Annotated in this window: 11 protein-coding genes; 7 read left to right on the top strand and 4 right to left on the bottom strand. The window is 53.3% G+C overall.

Features of this window, described 5'->3' with window-relative positions; all coding sequences use genetic code 11:
* The first annotated feature begins 154 nt into the window (after positions 1 to 154).
* Positions 155 to 1,177: an acetyl-CoA carboxylase carboxyltransferase subunit alpha gene (locus PLIM_RS11190; protein ID WP_013110431.1), complete on the top strand. Its 1,023-nt coding sequence runs from the start codon at positions 155 to 157 to the stop codon at positions 1,175 to 1,177.
* A 373-nt stretch (positions 1,178 to 1,550) separates the two neighbouring features.
* Here the strand turns inward: PLIM_RS11190 and dtd are convergent, their stop codons facing one another.
* The 4 genes from dtd to hisD all read right to left on the bottom strand — a co-directional run bounded on the left by dtd (position 1,551) and on the right by hisD (position 5,757).
* A complete protein-coding gene (gene dtd, locus PLIM_RS11185; protein WP_013110430.1) occupies positions 1,551 to 2,000 on the bottom strand; it encodes a D-aminoacyl-tRNA deacylase in 450 nt (149 codons plus the stop codon).
* Positions 2,001 to 2,021: 21 nt separating this feature from the next.
* Positions 2,022 to 3,164, bottom strand: coding sequence for an NAD(P)/FAD-dependent oxidoreductase (locus tag PLIM_RS11180; protein ID WP_013110429.1), 1,143 nt, complete (start codon positions 3,162 to 3,164; stop codon positions 2,022 to 2,024).
* A complete protein-coding gene (locus PLIM_RS11175) occupies positions 3,161 to 4,303 on the bottom strand; it encodes a serine hydrolase domain-containing protein (protein WP_013110428.1) in 1,143 nt (380 codons plus the stop codon). Before PLIM_RS11175 ends, PLIM_RS11180 begins: the two co-directional genes overlap by 4 nt.
* Positions 4,304 to 4,374: 71 nt before the next feature.
* Positions 4,375 to 5,757 carry a histidinol dehydrogenase gene (hisD, locus tag PLIM_RS11170; protein ID WP_013110427.1) on the bottom strand — a complete coding sequence of 461 codons (1,383 nt, stop codon included), beginning with the start codon at positions 5,755 to 5,757 and terminating at the stop codon, positions 4,375 to 4,377.
* A 273-nt stretch (positions 5,758 to 6,030) separates the two neighbouring features.
* On the opposite strand from hisD, the gene PLIM_RS11165 reads away from it, so the two are divergent.
* From PLIM_RS11165 to PLIM_RS11135, 6 genes are all read left to right on the top strand, one after another.
* On the top strand, positions 6,031 to 7,080 hold the full coding sequence (locus PLIM_RS11165) for a threonine aldolase family protein (protein ID WP_013110425.1): 1,050 nt from the start codon (positions 6,031 to 6,033) through the stop codon (positions 7,078 to 7,080).
* Between the two features lie 669 nt (positions 7,081 to 7,749).
* Complete coding sequence (fusA, locus tag PLIM_RS11155; protein WP_013110423.1) at positions 7,750 to 9,882, top strand: elongation factor G; 2,133 nt, start codon at positions 7,750 to 7,752, stop codon at positions 9,880 to 9,882.
* Positions 9,883 to 10,209: 327 nt separating this feature from the next.
* Entirely contained in the window at positions 10,210 to 13,029 is a 2,820-nt protein-coding gene (locus tag PLIM_RS11150; protein WP_196349438.1) for a PSD1 and planctomycete cytochrome C domain-containing protein, read from the top strand.
* Positions 13,030 to 13,150: 121 nt separating this feature from the next.
* On the top strand, positions 13,151 to 14,578 hold the full coding sequence (locus tag PLIM_RS11145) for a DUF1501 domain-containing protein (RefSeq protein WP_013110421.1): 1,428 nt from the start codon (positions 13,151 to 13,153) through the stop codon (positions 14,576 to 14,578).
* Positions 14,579 to 14,801: 223 nt separating this feature from the next.
* Complete coding sequence (locus PLIM_RS11140; protein ID WP_013110420.1) at positions 14,802 to 15,794, top strand: alpha/beta hydrolase family protein; 993 nt, start codon at positions 14,802 to 14,804, stop codon at positions 15,792 to 15,794.
* 144 nt (positions 15,795 to 15,938) lie between these two features.
* Positions 15,939 to 17,684, top strand: a complete 1,746-nt coding sequence (locus PLIM_RS11135; RefSeq protein ID WP_013110419.1) for an SMP-30/gluconolactonase/LRE family protein — start codon at positions 15,939 to 15,941, stop codon at positions 17,682 to 17,684.
* The last annotated feature ends 81 nt before the right edge of the window (positions 17,685 to 17,765 follow it).

The raw sequence follows: 17,765 nt of genomic DNA, 5'->3' as shown, positions 1-17,765 counted from the left end.
CGAATTCTCCGTCATTGGGAGACCTCGGCATCCCTGTGAATTTTTGACGACCATTGACTTTCACCCAGTGATTGCGATTGGCCGGTCATGCGGAGCAACCCGCTGACTGGCAGCAGCGGAGCAATTGCCGTGTCTGTCATGCCATGGAAGTTTTATGTCACCGCAATTTCAGCTCCCGTTTGAACGCCCGATCTTTCAGCTCGAGGATCAACTCTCGCAACTGGAATCGCAGTCGAATCCCACACCGGCAATTCTCGAATCCATCCGCACTGTCCGACTTGAACTGGCGAGGATGAAGCGAGAAGTTTTTGAGAATCTTGACGCCTGGGATGTTGTCAAGGTCGCCCGTCATCCTGAGAGACCACAAACTCTCGATTACATCGAACTGATCTGTGATGAGTTCATCGAACTGCACGGAGACCGGACATTTGGCGACGACCGGGCCATTATCACTGGTTTCGCCAAACTGGATGATTACAAGGTGATGTTCATCGGCCAGCAGAAAGGCCGCACGCTCAAAGAGCGAAATGAATGCTTCTATGGCTGTGCTCATCCCGAAGGATATCGTAAGGCTCTTTTGAAGATGCAGATGGCCGCCAAGTACGGTCTGCCGATTGTGTGCCTCATTGATACTCCAGGCGCCTATCCAGGCGTCGGTGCCGAAGAGCGGGGCCAGGCTTACACGATCGCCTACAATCTCCGAGAGATGGCCCGGTTACCCGTCCCGATCATTTCCGTGGTGATTGGTGAAGGGGGGTCTGGTGGTGCTCTGGGGATTGGCATTGGGAACACGGTTTCAGTCCTTCAGTTTGCTTATTACTCCGTGATCAGTCCCGAAGGCTGTGCGGGGATTCTGTGGAAGCATGTGAAATTTGCCGATAAGGCCGCCCGGGCACTCAAGTTCACCGGGAAAGATTTGCTCCGTTTCGGGATCGTCGATGAAGTGATCCCTGAACCGTTGGGTGGCGCCCATCGCGATCATCGGGCCATGGCCACCAACTTGAAGGCGACCATCGTTCGACAACTGCGAGCACTCTTGCCATTGAGCGGGCCGGAACTTTTGGAACAGCGATATCAGAAGTTCCGCAAGATTGGCGAGTTTGACGAAGTCGTCCAAACCAAGATCAGCCAGGAAGCGCCCACGGCAGAGCAGACTCTCGTGAGCAATTCCAAATAAGAGGCGAATCTGTTTCATAGACAGAGTGAACTTCAAGCCTCACGAACAGACAGCCCGGAAGGCAAGCCGCCACCGGGCTGTCTGTTTTCGTTAGCAGGCCAGCCAGTCCATTCCGTGTCGCCAGACAACAAAAAACACCCCCAACTGCAACGTCCGATAATGTCCGTTATGTTGCTTTTCGACCCAGAAATCCAGTTGGGAATCGTCGTACCGAATTTGCGGCTGGCTTGAACCCGTCGATTGGCTCCTCTGAGATGCTCCCCTGTTGATCGCTGGGTGAAGCGAAAGATCGATGAGGAGTTTTGCTCATCAGCCCGAAAGTTGTCGCGATGCAACTCGGGCGGCTGACCAGGAAGAACTTGCCCGGCAAAACTTAAAAAAGTTTCTGGCTGTCGAGCAGCATGGTGACTGGCCCATCGTTGATCAGTTCGACTTTCATTTCCGTACGGAACTGACCTGTCTGCACGTTAAGCCCTCGATCACGGAGAATGGAAACGACCTGCTCGTAAAGTGGCTCTGCCAGTTCTGGTCTGGCGGCCATAGTGAAACTGGGACGCCGGCCCTGACGAGCATCTCCCAGAAGTGTGAATTGAGAGACAGCCAGAACACTTCCCCCGATCTCAGTGCAGGCGAGGTTCATTTTTCCGTCCTCGTCTTCAAAGATGCGGAGACCCACCAACTTGTCTGCCAACCATTCCGCGTCGGCCTCTGTGTCACGCGTGCTGACACCAATCAGCACCATCAGACCACGGCCAATCTCGCCCACGATCTTGCCCGCCACTTTGACACGGGCTTCTGTCACTCGTTGAACGACTGCTCTCATGCCGTATCCTCGATGGCCTGACTATGCCGGCTGAGCTAAGGCCAGTTCCGGAGAGATGGGAGGTAAACTGATGGCTGTCGGTTGCTGCAGGATCAACTGTCGGGCCAGTTGGGCGGTGGCCGGAGACATCTGCAGGCCATGACGAAAGTGTCCGGCAGCGATCAAAACCCGTTCATGGGCTCCGCACCCTGCTTCACTCATCCAACCGATCCAGGGGGTTGTCGAACCGTTCCAAGGCCTGAGGCCGGCCCAGGATCTTTCCAGTTGGGCATTAAGCAAAGATGGGACAAGACGAGTGCCAAATGCAACCAGTTGCTGAATCGACTCCGGCTGAGTTGATCGATCAAATCCACAGTCATCTTCGGTGGAACCAATCAGCACATAACCATCACCCCTGGGAACCACGTACTGCTTGCCACGTTCAATAATCGTAGAAAGCGTGGGGATGCTTTCCTTGAGTAAGGCAATCTGTCCGCGAATGGGGCGAATTCCCGGGTTTATGACATCAGAGGAACGCCGCAGAAGATGTTGCGTCCAGGCTCCTGTGGCCAGAATCAGTTTGTCGCCGCAAATTTCTTCGCCATTGGTGGTGGTTAAGCGAATCCCTTCAGAAGTGCTGATATTCCACTGAGCGACCGTCGTCTGTGATTTGATGATGCCACCGGCCTGCTGAAAGGCTGTCTGCAATGCGCGGAGATATCTGGGATTTCGTACCTGACCAAACTCTGGAATGAAAAAACCTGTTTCCTCGGTGGAGGATTGGCAGCCAAAGCGATGCTTTAGATCTTCTTTCGAGAGTTGTTCAACAGTCACCCCTTCCTGCGCGTAATCATCAAAGAGCTGACGCTGCGAATCCCCACTTGGTATCAGGCCCACAGCACCTTGCCTGCGATAGCCAATATCAATCCCCGTTTCCGAGGAGAGTTGATCAGCCCAGGAATTCCAGAGCTGATGAGACATGGCTCTCAGTCGAGCTTCAGAGGAAGAGTGATCCAGCTGATAGCCTGGTGGGAGCATGCCCGCTCCTGCCCAGGAAGCTTCTTGTCCCGGCAGCGACTTTTCAAGAACAATGACACCCAAACCCTGACGACGAAGCTCGAGAGCCATCGATAAGCCCACGACTCCGGCACCGAGGATCACGATGTCACAACTCAATCCTTTCAAGTGCTGGCTCCCGTATTGAGCTGCGGAAATCTCTCAAACAGGTCGAGTCCGATGGCATGCTGTAATGCTCGATTTCGTCGCTGATGCCACCCTTCTCCGGGCATTCCATTCGTGGCCCAGGTGACAACAATCCCCGATTCAGGATCGCAGAACCCAATGGATGATTGAGAACCACCATGACCAAACGTTCGCGGGGAGGTCCAGAGTCCATAACTATATGGTACGGTCTCCGGGCCATAAGCCTTCGAGTTAATGATGAAACCCAGTCCAAAATCGACGATATGCTGAAGCGTCAAATCAAACAGGCCCACTCGATGCCTGGCTGTCAGAGCGGCGATCGTCGTGGGGTGGAGGTAACGCGAACCATCAGCCGCCACCCCCTCTTTAAGAATCATTTCATAGACGGCACCCAGATCTCGTGCTCGCCCACGGGTGTTACTCCCCGGCGAAATGCAGATGGCTCTTGGGGGTTGGTGCCAATCGAGAAGTTGCAATTCCCCTTTGATACGAGCATACATGGGTGCAACGGACGATCGGTTCTCGATGTACCATTCCTCGGATAAGCCGATGGATAATTCTGGCAAGCCGAGGGGATAGCGAAGTTCCTGATCGAACAACTCCCGCACAGAAAGCCCTGTTGCCCGCGAGAGTGCTTCAGCCAGGATGAACCAGCTGCTGATGGTGTGATATCCAGCCGTGACACCGACAACCCAGTCATTTTCCAGTGATGTCCGACAGATTAATTCGATCACGTCTGGCCACGATTTTGTTTCCCAGCCCAGGTCGAGAACGCGAAAGCCGCCTGTATGAGTTAAAACATGTCGGAAGGTGATCGTTTCTTTTCCGTGAGTACCGAATTCTTCAATCCAGTGGCAAATCGGTTGATCGATGCCAATCAGGCCACGCTCCCAGATTCTGGCAAAGATTAAAACGAGCAGCGGCTTACCTGAAGAAAGCCAGAGCATCCTGTGTTCTGAGGTGAGTGGCAGGCCTGATTCGGCTTCTCCCAGTGCTGCTTCCAGGAGAAGCTGGCCATGTTGTGAGATGTAAATCTGCAGGCCACGATGCAGTCCGGTCGCCACACCCTCATCGAAGGCTTTGAGCAGGTGGGGCCAGTCTTTCAAATCGTCTGCAGGCACATTTCATCCTTAATGATCAATTCGAGGGATCAAGATCCCAGAATGTGAATCCGTTCGGTGGCGATAGGGGATTATTCATCCTTCAAGCGAATATCGACACTTTGACTGTGCGCCGTCAGTCCTTCCACAGTCGCGATTGTGCGAACATCCTGTGCAGCATCATCGAGTGCGTCACGATTGAAGCGAATCACTGAAGATCGCTTGAGGAAGTCATTCGAACAGAGCCCATTTGCGAATCGGGCCGTTCCCCCTGTTGGTAGAACATGCGAAGGCCCGGCAAAGTAATCGCCCAGTGCAACGGGAGTGTAATGTCCGCAAAAAATAGCGCCGGCATTTTGAATCCGCTCTAGTAACTGATCAGGCGATTTCGTCGACAGATGAAGGTGCTCGGGGGCAAGTTCATCGGTCAACTGGCAGGCCGTTTCGAGCGAATCGACCAGAACAATCGCACCAAAATCTCGCAGGCTCGCTGAGGCCAGTTCAGACCTGGGCAAATCAGTCAGCTGACGATGAATTTCCGCTTGCACTTCTTCGATCAGCGGGCGATGCCAGGTGATCAGAATACTCGATCCGGGGCTGTGTTCGGCCTGAGAGAGCAGATCACTGGCAACAAAGCTGGCTGTGGCGGAATCATCGGCAATCACCACAACTTCACTGGGGCCCGCAATGCTGTCGATATCGACATCGCCATAAACAAGTTGTTTGGCCAGTGCGACGAACATATTGCCCGGGCCTACGATTTTATCGACCCGGGGAATCCCTTCGACGCCGTAAGCCAGTGCGGCGACCGCCTGTGCTCCTCCCACACGATAAACTTCTGTGATTCCCAGTTCAGCACAGGTGGCCAGAACGTGGGTGTTGTAAGCGCCAAATTTTGTGGGAGGCGTCACGACTGCCAGTTCTTGAACTCCCGCAGCCTGGGCGGGGATAGCCGTCATGAGAATTGTCGAGGGATAAGCTGCGGCACCGCCGGGAACGCAGATACCAACCCTTTTGAGTGGCAGATATCTCTGAGTCAACTCCACCCGGGCCAGGCCGTCTTGTCTGACGAGACGGACATCTTCGTGGAGAATCCGTGACTGGAACTCAGAGACATTTTCGCGAATGCGGCGAATCGTGGACAGAAATTGTCGATCGACCGCTGCGTGAGCTGCTTCAATTTCTGCTTGAGGAACACGCAGATCGTCGTCTTGAAGATCTGGCTTGTCGAGTAAGCGAGCATACTTCAGCAGAGCTTCTCTTCCCTGCTCTTTGATTTCAGAGAGAATGCGAGTTGCCACCTCACGAGGCGAAAGCGGTGCACCGAAGAGTTCGATGGTTCTGGCACGACCTGCATCAGAGACAATATCGCCGCGCGGGCTCAGTTTTTTCCGGAGAGTCAGTAAAGCCTGCTCTGCTGATTCCGTACCATACTCATAAACGGGAAGCCAATCGGCGCCAGGGCCAGCGGTCATGGGAGGTGATTCCGAGGTTAAATTTCAATCGTCGCAGGAAGTCATCTGCCTGAGCTTTCGCTTTCGGGCAATGACTGGCATTCTCTTCGGTGTGATCCGATCTCTGTCCTGTCCGATCTCTGTCATATGTGATCAGTGAATCGAAAATGCATAATGTATGGTAGGTAAAGCGTCTCTTGAAGTCCACGAGAGCCCACCTCCTGAGTGAATTGTCTCTCCAGAGGGTGGATGGTGTTCGATGACAGGTCGTTCGAAATCTAAGGGTTAGTCGTAGTGAATGTCAGAACAATCGATTTACGCAGCGATACAGTGACACGGCCGACTCCCGAGATGCGGCGGGTGATTGCGGAAGCTGAAGTGGGCGATGATATGTTCGGCGAAGATCCGACAATCAATCGGCTCGAACAGCGTGTGGCGGAAATGCTGGGTAAGGAAGCTGCTGTTTATGCCTGTTCAGGAATTCAATCCAATCAGATGGCCTTGCGAGCCCATTGCTCGAGTGGTGACGAAATCCTGCTCGATGGTTCCTCACACATCTTTTATTACGAACAAGGAGCCCCTGCTGCCCTGCATGGTGTGACTTGTCGATTGATTGATGGCGAAGGGGGAATCTTTCGTGCAGATCAACTGGAAGGGATGATTCACGGCCACGATCAGCATGAATCGATCACAAAAGTGGTCTGTGTTGAAAATACAACAAATCGCGGTGGTGGCAGACCCTGGCCACTTCAGGCATTTCGTGAAGTCGCCGATTGGGCACATGCCCGTCATCTGGCAGTGCATGTCGATGGCGCGCGTTTGTTCAATGCCTGTCAGGCTATAGGTTACAGCCCACGGGAGTTTTGCGAGTTCGCCGATACCGTCTCGATCTGTTTTTCCAAAGGATTGGGCTGCCCGATGGGTTCCATGCTTGTGGGAAGCCAGCCGATGATGGCCAGAGCCAGACGTGCCCGTAAGCTCTTTGGTGGCGGCATTCGGCAGGGCGGGATGATGGCTGCTTCCGCGTTGTTCGCTCTCGATCATCATGTCGAGCGATTGAAAGACGACCATGCGCATGCTCGCTGGTTAGCGGAACAGATCGCCAATGTTCCCCAGCTTTCGATCGATCTGAAGGCTGTTTCGACGAATATTGTGATCATCGAAATTGCCAAAGAGTGGGGCCCTGCTGATCGATTCGTCGAACTTTTGCAGCGGGAAGGTGTCCTTGTGCTGGCCTTTGGCCGCCAGAAAATTCGTTTGTGCACACATCTGGATATTCCCGGCGATTGTTTGCCACGAGTCGTGGAGTCGTTTCAAACGGTGGCAGCAAGCTCATGCGATTAACGCAGGACATGCAGAACAGGTCCCCGAGGGGAAGGAAATGTCTGCTGAACAGCGGCTGGATATCCTTTTGCCTGAGAGAGTTGGGAATTTTTGAACAAGTTTTCTACCGCGAGCCCATCGAGACTTCACGAAAGATCGCAGGAAAGATATTGTACTGCTAAATAGGCATAGTCTGGATTATCTCAGATTACGCTGTACTAGTGTGCATTTCAGGATTCATGCTTCTCTCCTCAGCAGTTCTTTGCCTGATGATTCTGGGGATGCTTTGAGAAGTTTGTTTTATGAAGTGGGAATTCAGTTGGGAAAATCGAGAATGCTGATTTGGGAAGTTCCTCCACCCATGTAGTTTCCGTGGTGCGCGAGTATCGGGGTCATTTTGAGGAGCCCTACTCTCTCGTGCATCACGACAGTGGTCTGACTGATCACTGCGATTCCACTGATTACTGCCCCGAACAGCATCGCCTTTTTCAACGATGCTAAAATCCTAAGTTCTTTCTGCGTCAGGGTTTTCATCCTCAGCCCCAGTGATCGCAGAAGTTGTTTTTCACTCACTTTCTGTCGATCAGATGGTTTGTTTCCTGAAGTTCCTCCGGCGGCTGATCTGCCGAGGCAAATCAAGGTTTCTGATTGTCTGGTTGTTTTCTGTCCCTTTCACGGATTTTTGAAATCATGGATCTATCCCGTTACCGCAACATTGGTGTTTCGGCCCACATTGACTCCGGCAAAACGACGCTCTCCGAGCGCATTCTGTTTTACTCCGGCCGTATTCACTCGATTCACGAAGTGAAAGGTAAGGACGGCGTCGGGGCTACCATGGACCACATGGAACTCGAACGCGAAAAAGGGATCACGATCACTTCCGCTGCGACGCAAGTCACGTGGAAGGATTACACCGTTAATCTCATCGACACTCCTGGCCACGTGGACTTCACCGTGGAAGTGGAACGCAGTCTGCGCGTGCTCGATGGTGCGATCCTCGTGCTCTGCTCCGTCGGTGGTGTGCAAAGTCAGTCGCTGACTGTTGACCGCCAGATGAAGCGGTATAAGGTGCCACGCATTGCGTTCATCAACAAAATGGATCGTACTGGGGCCAATCCCGAGAAGGTCATTGGGATGGTGCGCGATAAGCTCATGGTCAACCCCTGCCCTCTGCAGATTCCCATGGGTCGTGAAGCAGCTTTCGAAGGCGTCATCGATCTTGTCGAAATGCGCGCAGCGTTCTTCGATGGAGAAGACGGCGAAGTCGTTCGCTATGAAGAAATCCCTGCTCAATATGCTGAGAAAGCTGCCGAAGCTCGTCTGTTCATGCTCGAGACACTCTCGATGTTCAATGATGACGTGGCCATGGCGATTCTCGAAGAGCAGCCACTCTCCGCTGAACAACTCCGTCCCATCATTCGCGATTGCACGCTGACACATAAGATCGTTCCTGTCATGATGGGCACGGCTTACAAGAACAAGGGTGTGCAGGAATTGCTCGATGCAGTGACATACTACCTGCCCAGCCCGCTGGATCGCGAACTGTCGGCCATGGACAACGACATGAAGCCGCCAGCGGATACTTCGGCCCTTCAGCCAGGTTGGAACCGGGTACCGCTCTCGTCAGATCCTGCTAAGCCGCTCGTCTGTATGGCCTTCAAGACCGTTGTCGAGCAGTTTGGTCAGTTGACTTACACCCGTATCTATCAGGGCAAGATCATTAAGGGTGATAGCTATGTTAACACCCGTACGGGCAAGCGAGTGCGCTTTGGCCGACTGGTGCGCATGCACGCCAACAGCCGTGAAGATATTGAAACGGGTGAAGCTGGTGACATTGTGGCTCTGGTGGGTGTTGATTGTGCATCGGGGGATACGTTCTGCGCAGAAGGCACGAACTATTCGCTGGAAAGCATCTTCGTGCCTGACGCCGTGATCCGTCTCTCGATCGAGCCAGTGAAGCGCGATGGGGCAGACAAGCTCGGCAAAGCTCTGGAACGTTTCCGCCGTGAAGATCCGACTTTCCGCGTTTTGACTGACGAAGAAACTGGTCAGACGCTGATTGCCGGTATGGGGCAGTTGCACCTCGATATTTATGTAGAGCGCATCAAGCGAGAATATGGCGTCGAATGTATCGTTGGTCAGCCACGTGTGGCTTACCGCGAAACACCGACCAAGAAGGTGGAATTCAACTGGAAGCACAAGAAGCAGACCGGTGGTTCAGGTCAGTTTGCTCACATTGTGGGCTACCTGGAACCATTGCCTGAAGACAGCGTGATGCCTTATGAATTCGTGAATGACGTTTCCGGTGGTCGTATTCCGAAGGAGTATATTGCTCCAACGGATAAGGGCTTCCAGCGCGGGATCGTCAAGGGGCCACTCTGCGAGTGCGAAGTGGTGAATGTCCGTATGGTTCTGCAGGACGGCAGCTACCACGACGTCGATTCTTCGGAAATGGCGTTCGACATCTGCGGTTTCGATTGTATGCGTGATACGCTCAAGAAGGCCGATATCGGTCTGCTGGAGCCGATCATGAAGCTCGAAGTGGAAGTTCCCGAAGAGTTCCAGGGTTCAGTGACAGGGCAGCTCTCCAGCAAGCGTGGTGTGATCAATTCCTCGGATACCAACCTGGGAACTGCCGTCATCAGTGCTGAAGTTCCTCTGTCCATGATGTTCGACTATGCCAACGAACTGCGTTCGATGACGCAGGGTAAGGGTACGTTCACCATGGAATTCAGCCGCTACTCCATGCTGCCACGCAACCTGGTCGACGAAGTGGTCGAAAAACGCAAGAAGGAAAAAGCTGAACGTCTGGCAAAGACGTAATGGCTGCTTCGAATTGAATAAAGGCCTCAAGCGAGCCCGTCAGGAGAAATTCTGGCGGGCTCGTTGCTTTATGGCTGTTGACTTCGTGACATCATGCGGATTGCATCGGCCGGGCATAATTTTCCCTTGATGATTGGCGAAATGACCGACACAATAAGTAAAGAAAGTTTGATGTGATCATGTTCGCATGAAACTCCTGCCGATCATTTGCCCTCCTGCATTGACTCTCCCCTGCCCTGCCGACGGTGATACGACATGTTGACACTTCGCGAGCTTCGTCTGATCGATCCAGGTACGACTGGAAACAGTTCCAGGGGCCGCCATTTCGTGCAGTACGCAGTCCTGGTTCTCCTGATGCTTGTTGCTCATGCGATACCTGCCGTCGCTCAGGCCGATGACGCGGCTGACCCCGCTCAAGTGGCGTTCTTTGAAAACCGCGTTCGTCCGCTCCTGGTCGAGCATTGCCTCGATTGTCACGGCCCCAAAAAACAGGAAGGCGATGTCCGCCTCGATTCAATCACTTCATCGCGAGCCAAAATTTCTTCAGGCCATGTGATCCTCCCAGGTAAGAGCCCTGAGAGCCGACTCTTCAAAGTGATCGAATACCGCGATGATGACATTCAGATGCCTCCGAAAGGGAAGTTACCCGAAGCTGCGATTGCCGACCTGAAACGCTGGATTGATGCGGGTGCTGTCTGGCCAAAATCGGCACAGGATGGGGCGCCCTCTGGCGATAATCTCCGCGATCCTCAAGTGGCCCGTGAAAAGCACTGGGCATTTCAACCACTCAATGAATCCCCTCCTCCCTCAGTAAAAAATCGTTCCAAGGTCAAAACACCTGTCGACCAGTACATTCTTCATAAGCTGGAGGGAGTGGGCCTCGATCTGTCGTCCGCTGCAGATAAAGCGAAATGGATTCGTCGAGTGACCTTTGATCTGCATGGACTGCCACCAACTTTTGCGGAAGTTCAGTCCTTCATGTCAGATCGGTCGCCAAGTGCTGAAGAGACAGTCGTCAATCGATTGCTCGATTCTCCACGTTATGGTGAGCGCTGGGGACGCCACTGGCTGGATGTGGCTCGATATGCCGATACCAAAGGGTATGTTTTCACAGACGAGCATCGTTACCCATACGCCTATACCTACCGTGACTGGGTTATTCAGGCATTCAACAGCGACATGCCTTACAACGAATTCGTTAAGTACCAGTTGGCGGCCGATCAGGTGGATGCCGGGCCAGACAAGATGCATCTGGCCGCGTTGGGCTTTCTGACGACCGGCAGGCGTTATCTCAACAATACACATGACATTATCGATGACCGCATTGATGTGACCATGCGTGGTTTTCTGGGCATGACAGTGCAATGTGCCCGGTGCCACGATCATAAGTTCGACCCGGTCTCGATCGATGAATATTACGGTTTTTATGGCATTTTTCAGGCCTCTTACGAGCCGGAAGAGCTTCCCGAGATTGGCAAGCCAGGGGATTCGCAGGCTTATAAGGAGTTTCTCGAAGAACTGGCAAAGCGGGAAAAAGTTGTCGATGAGGCCGAGCAGAAGTACTTTGAGAAAGTCCAGCACTCGATGAGGCATCGAGTGGGAGAGATTCTGCAATTGTTGATCAAGCAGTCATCCCCTGCACGTGATGACGCTCAGATGAAGATTGAAGGCGAGGAACCGCAGCCACGCATGGTGAATCAGTGGCGCGACTGGTTGAACAATCATCGTGACAGAAATCAACTGGTGTTCGGTGTCTGGTACGACACCTTCGGGCTCAAGGCCAGCGAGTTTTCTTCTAAGCTGGATGAACTGATCACAAAGGCGAAAGCCTCGGGTGAAGGAAGCAAGCCAGTTCATCCTCTACTGCTCAAAAAACTCGAAGAGAAGAAGCCGGTCAACTTATACGATCTGGCTCGCCTTTATGGCGAATTGTTCCGTGAGATTGACGGTGCCTGGCAGGAATACCTCAAGCAGAATCCTGATTCCAAAGCCTTTGTGGAAGGGTCTCAAGAGCAATTGCGGGTGGTACTCTATGGAGATGCCTCACCGACAAAATGGACAATCAACGAGGCTCGACAGGCCTTTGACCGCGCAATGAACGACGACCTGCGGGCAAAACGCCGCAAGGTGGAAGAACTCAAGGTCACTTCCCCCGGTGCTCCGCCCAGAGCGATGGTGTTGCTGGATCGCGAGAAAATCGGTGGCCAGCGTGTCTTCCAGCGAGGTAATCCGGGCCGACAGGGAAATGAAGTTCAGCGGCAGTTCCTGAAGGTTTTGAATCCTACGGGGGCGCCGTTCAAAAAAGGGAGCGGACGCCTGGAATTGGCAGAAGCGATCACGGGTTCTGCTCAGCATCTGGCAGCTCGAGTGATGGTGAACCGTGTCTGGCAGCAGCATTTTGGTAATGGACTGGTGCGTACAGCGAGTGATTTTGGAATTCGTGGCGAACCCCCTTCCCATCCGGAATTGCTCGATTATCTGGCCCGCGAATTCATTCGTTCGGGATGGTCAGTGAAGAAACTGCATCGTCTGATTTTAAAATCGGCGGTTTATCGTCAGGCGAGTACGCCTACAGAAAAATCGCTGACGGTTGATCCCGAGAATCGACTGCTCAGCTACATGCCCCGGCAAAGACTCAGCCTGGAGGCTATGCGCGACTCGATGCTGTTTGTTTCGCAAACCTTGGATGAATCTCATGGAGGGCGACCATTTGGCAGCCTGACAGACCCCAAAGAGCATCGAAGAACGGTCTATGCACTGATTAACCGCAATGATCTACCGGGGACATTCCGGGCTTTTGATTTTGCCGATCCCGATGCCAGTGCTCCCGCTCGCCCGCAAACGACGGTTCCTCAGCAGGCGTTATTCTTCCTGAATTCCGAGTTTGTGGCCGATCAGACCCGATTGCTGGCAGCATCGATTAAGGTGCCCGCCAACGATGGGGATAAAGCCGTAACCGAGCTTTACAAGCGGGTTCTCAGCCGGGTGCCCACACCTGAAGAGAAGAAGCTGGCCGTTGAATTTGTGATGACAGGTTCCACTGGGAAACCTGCTGAAAATGCCGAGAAAAAAGATCAGCATCTCACACCTTGGCAGCAACTGGCTCAGGTATTGCTGATGACCAATGAGTACTTGTTTGTCGATTGAAGAATTTTGGTGTTCAACGGCTGCCAACCGGCATGTAGCCCTGTGAATCAAGTGACATAGATCCGAATCAAAAGTGGCACGACGTAATTTCGCAGCCCTTGATCGACAAGGCAGGTTAACCATGTTTTATTCATCACGCCGAGAGTTTCTGGCCCGATCGGGTTGTGGCTTTGGTGCACTGGCTCTGGCGGGAATGACGACTGAACAGGCCATGGCGGAAATTTCTGCCGGGCCCAAGCAGTTTTCATCTCCGATGCAGCCCCGCCCTGCCCACTTCCCTGCAAAAGCCAAGCATGTGATCCACATCTTCTGCAATGGCGGGCCTTCTCATGTGGACACGTTCGACTATAAGCCTGAACTGCAGAAGTATGGTGGCAAGGCTCTCCCCGTCGAAACTTTGAAGACGGAGCGGAAGACAGGCGCTGCCCTTGCCTCGCCGTTTAAGTTTCAGCAGTACGGCCAGAACGGGGTCTATGTCAGCGAACTGTTCGCCAAGACGGCCAAACACATCGACGATATGGCCATCATTCACTCGATGCATGCAGACGTTCCCAATCATGAGCCATCATTGATGCTGATGAATTGTGGCGACGCCCGCCTCGCGCGGCCCAGCCTGGGGGCGTGGGTGACCTATGGCATGGGGAGTGAAAACCAGAATTTGCCGGGCTTTATTGCCATGTGTCCCAATGGTCTGCCGATCACGGGGACGCAGAACTGGCGGTCGGCCTTTTTGCCTGGTGTCTATCAGGGAACACATATCGATACGCGTCATCGCGATATTGAGAAGCTCATTGAGAACATTAAGAGTCATGTGGCTTCACTGCCTGAACAGCGCCGGCAACTCGATTTGCTGCAGAAGCTGAATCAATTGCATCAGGCGAAGCGAGCGGAAGATGCCGCTCTGGATGCCCGCATTCATTCCTTTGAGCTGGCGTATCGTATGCAGATGGAGGCGACGGATGCATTCGATATTCAGAAAGAACCCAAGCACATTCTCGAAGCTTATGGGGATTCTGTGCAGGGGCGTCAGTTATTGATTGCCAGACGGCTGGTGGAACGGGGTGTGCGATTTATTCAACTCTGGCATGGCGAAGGGCAGCCCTGGGATAACCATGATGATCTCGAAGAGGGGCATCGTCGTCTGGCAGGGCAGATTGATGGCGGGATCGCCCAATTGTTAACGGACCTGAAAGAGCGTGGTTTGTTTGACGAAACGCTGGTGATCTGGGGCGGTGAATTTGGACGCACTCCGGTCGTCGAGATGCCTACGGCTGGCTCGAATGCCGGTAAGATCAACGGCCGGGATCACAATCACTGGGGCTTTACTGTCTGGATGGCAGGTGGTGGTGTCAAAGGTGGTCAGGTTTATGGAGCCACCGACCCCTTCGGATTTCAGGCTGTTGAGAAGAAGGTTCACGTCCATGATCTGCAGGCCACGATCCTCGCGTTACTCGGGTTTGACCACGAAAAGCTGACGTACCGCTATGCCGGGCGAGATTTCCGCCTGACGGATGTTCATGGAACAGTCGTCAAAGATTTGATCGCCTGATGATTTGCGCCGGTTAACAGTTTCGCCGATCCATGTCTTGATGTTGCGATTTGAACCTGTTCTTTTTCAAAAGCATGCATTTGGTGCGAAACCGCTTTCGCAGATCGGAATTGAATAAGTACGAGTTGCTCAGCACGTCGCGATCGCACTGCTGCCAGCTTTGAACCCAATTCCTTTATGGAACAGGCGGAGTATCGTGAGCATAACCCATCAATTTTTCTTGATGATCGCTGCCTTGTGTTCGATTTCCTCGACCACACTCACTTTCCCGGCTGCGTCAGGTGCTGATTACGCTCCACTGACGACGAGCGGCAAAGTTTCGACCGAAACCTATTCGTTGGTTGATACGGCACGCTCTAGAACCATTCCCCTTCGCTTCTATCTGCCTGAAAACATCGAGCCTCAACCAGTTGTGCTCTTCAGTCATGGCTTGGGCGGTTCGTGTGATAACAATCGCTACCTGGGGGAACATCTGGCCGGGCGTGGTTATGTCTGCATTTTTCTGCAGCATCCCGGAAGTGATGAATCGGTCTGGAAGGGGAAGAAGCCAGCCGAAATCATGCCCGCCATGCAGCAGGCCGCCAACTATGAGAATCTCAAACTTCGCTGTGAGGACGTCAAAGCCCTGGTTGGTGCGTTAGCTCAGTGGAACAAACTGGCTGGCCATCCTCTGAAAGGTCGCATGGATCTGGATCGAATCGGGATATCAGGGCATTCCTTCGGGGCACAGACCACGCAGGGAGTTTTGGGACAAGGGAATGCACGGGTGGGAAATCAGTTCAAAGTGCCTGAAATCACAGGCGGGATTGCCTATAGCCCATCCATTCCTCTGGCAGGTTCACCCCAAGAGGCCTTCCGGCGAGTTGATCGTCCAATGCTGTTGATGACGGGAACCAAAGATGATTCTCCAGTGGGTGGGCAGACGCCTGAATCTCGGCGGAAGGTCTACCCTGCCCTGCCCGAAACCATCGACCGCTATGAACTCGTTCTCGATGGAGCGGAGCATTCGGTCTTCAGCGAACGAGAACCGCGCATTCGTACTTTGCGAGGGACGGGGCGGAATCCCAATCATCACAAGGTGATTCTCTCGCTGTCGACCGCCTTCTGGGATTGTTACTTGAGAGATGATGAGAACGCCAAAAAATGGCTGCAAGGTGACGGAGCGAAAGCCGTTCTCGAACAGGCCGATCAATGGCAGTTCGCTACCAGGAATTGAAGGCGATGGCAGTTCGCAGCCACTCCCAATTTGCAGATCGACATTGATGAACGGATTGCGCAGCGATCATTAGGAATTGAGACACCAATCTTGCTAGACTCTGCACGCATCGTGATTGACTGATGTGTTGCCAGGAGTCTAAAGATGATGGGTGTCGTGTTGAGCCGATGGATGAAAATCGCATTTGCGGTACTTGCAGGTTTCGTACTGCTTCAAAGTCTGGTTTCTCATGCAGCCTCTGCTGCCGATGTTCCTAAAGGCGAGGTGACGAAGCATCAGTTTCGTTCCAGCAAAATCTTTCCGGGAACTGTACGGGATTTCTGGGTCTACGTTCCTCAGCAGTACACAGGCGAGAGGCCGGCAGCACTCTATGTGAATCAGGATGGCATCCAGTACAACGCACCGGCTGTGTTTGATCAATTGATTGCTTCGGGAGACATGCCAGTCACGATTGGTGTCTTCGTCATGCACGGGAAGGTCCCCGCAGTCAACGGGGAAACCCAGCTCGATCGTTTCAATCGCAGCTTCGAATATGATGGCCTTGGTGATGGTTATGCCCGCTTCCTGATTGAAGAACTGTTACCGGAAGTTGAGAAGCTGAAAACCAGTGATGGGCGCCCGATCAAGCTTTCGAAAGATCCTAATGATCGTGCCATAGGTGGCTCGAGCAGCGGTGCCATCTGCGCCTGGACTGTCGCCTGGGAGCGTCCCGACTCCTTCCGCCGGGTCTTCAGTGCCATTGGAACTTATGTCGGTCTGCGCGGAGGCCAGAACTATCCGACATTGATTCGCAAGTACGAGCCAAAGCCTTTGAGAGTCTTTCTCGAAGACGGCACAAACGATCTGAACATTTATGGCGGCGACTGGTGGATTGCCAATCAGGCCATGGAGCGATCACTCGTCTTCGCCGGGTATGAAGTGAATCACTCCTGGGGTGATGGTGGCCACAACGGTAAGCACGCGACAGAGATTTTTCCCGAGGCAATGAAATGGCTCTGGAAGGATCATGCCGCAGGTATCAAGGTTGGCAAAGGCTCTCCTCAATTGCAGGAGATTCTCATTCCCGGCGAAGAGTGGGAACTGGTGGGCGAAGGCTACAAATTCACCGAAGGCCCGGCAGTCAATGCTCAGGGCGAAGTCTTCTTTAATGATGTCCCGAACTCGACGACCTACAAAGTTGGCAGCCAGGGTGTTGAAGTCTTTCGCAAAGAGACCAATAACGGTGACGGACAGGCCTTTGGCCCTGATGGCCGACTCTATACGGTCGCTGGAAAATCTCAGCAGATTGTGGCGACCAGTCCTGATGGGAAGGTAACGGAGATCGCCAAAGGATTCCGCGGAAACGATCTGGTGGTCCTGAACAATGGCAATATCTTCGTGACAGAGCCGGGCTGGTCGGGAACTGAGCCGAGCAAGATCTGGTTCATTCCCAAGTCGGGTGAAGCCAAAGTGGTTGATACCGGGCTCAAATTCTCGAATGGGATTACAGTCTCGCCCGATCAGAGCCTGCTCTATGTTTCGGACTCCAGATCGCACTGGGTTTACAGCTACCAGATTCAGCCTGATGGGACGCTCTCGTTCAAGCAGAAGTACTACCATCTGCACATGCCTGATACCGCCGACGACAGTGGCGCCGATGGCATGAGAACCGACAAGAACGGCCGCTTGTGGGTCGCCACGCGGATGGGATTACAAGTCTGCGATCAGGCCGGGCGGGTGAATTGCATCATTCCTTCACCCAATGGGAAAGTCTCGAATCTGACTTTTGGCGGCCCTGAGTTCGATACGCTGTTCATCACGGCAGGTGATCGGGTTTACAAGCGGAAGATCAAAGTCTCAGGGGCCAATGCCTGGCAGGCACCCATCAAACCAGCAGCGCCTCGGCTGTAAATGACAAGTTGAAGAGAGAAATCTGCTAATGAAAACAGCGTCGGAGGGATGATGTTCGAATCATCTCTCCGACGCTGTTCA

It is taken from the genome of Planctopirus limnophila DSM 3776 (assembly GCF_000092105.1).
Classification (GTDB): domain Bacteria; phylum Planctomycetota; class Planctomycetia; order Planctomycetales; family Planctomycetaceae; genus Planctopirus; species Planctopirus limnophila.
Note: the sequence above shows the minus strand (reverse complement) of the source record. Positions and strands in the feature narration are given on the sequence as shown.

Excerpts from the sequence above, each read along its gene's own strand:
- PLIM_RS11135 (WP_013110419.1), top strand. The coding sequence starts at position 15,939 with ATGATGGGTGTCGTGTTGAGCCGATGGATGAAAATCGCATTTGCGGTA.
- hisD (WP_013110427.1), bottom strand. The coding sequence starts at position 5,757 with ATGACCGCTGGCCCTGGCGCCGATTGGCTTCCCGTTTATGAGTATGGT.
- dtd (WP_013110430.1), bottom strand. The coding sequence starts at position 2,000 with ATGAGAGCAGTCGTTCAACGAGTGACAGAAGCCCGTGTCAAAGTGGCG.
- PLIM_RS11190 (WP_013110431.1), top strand. The coding sequence starts at position 155 with ATGTCACCGCAATTTCAGCTCCCGTTTGAACGCCCGATCTTTCAGCTC.
- fusA (WP_013110423.1), top strand. The coding sequence starts at position 7,750 with ATGGATCTATCCCGTTACCGCAACATTGGTGTTTCGGCCCACATTGAC.
- PLIM_RS11145 (WP_013110421.1), top strand. The coding sequence starts at position 13,151 with ATGTTTTATTCATCACGCCGAGAGTTTCTGGCCCGATCGGGTTGTGGC.
- PLIM_RS11140 (WP_013110420.1), top strand. The coding sequence starts at position 14,802 with ATGATCGCTGCCTTGTGTTCGATTTCCTCGACCACACTCACTTTCCCG.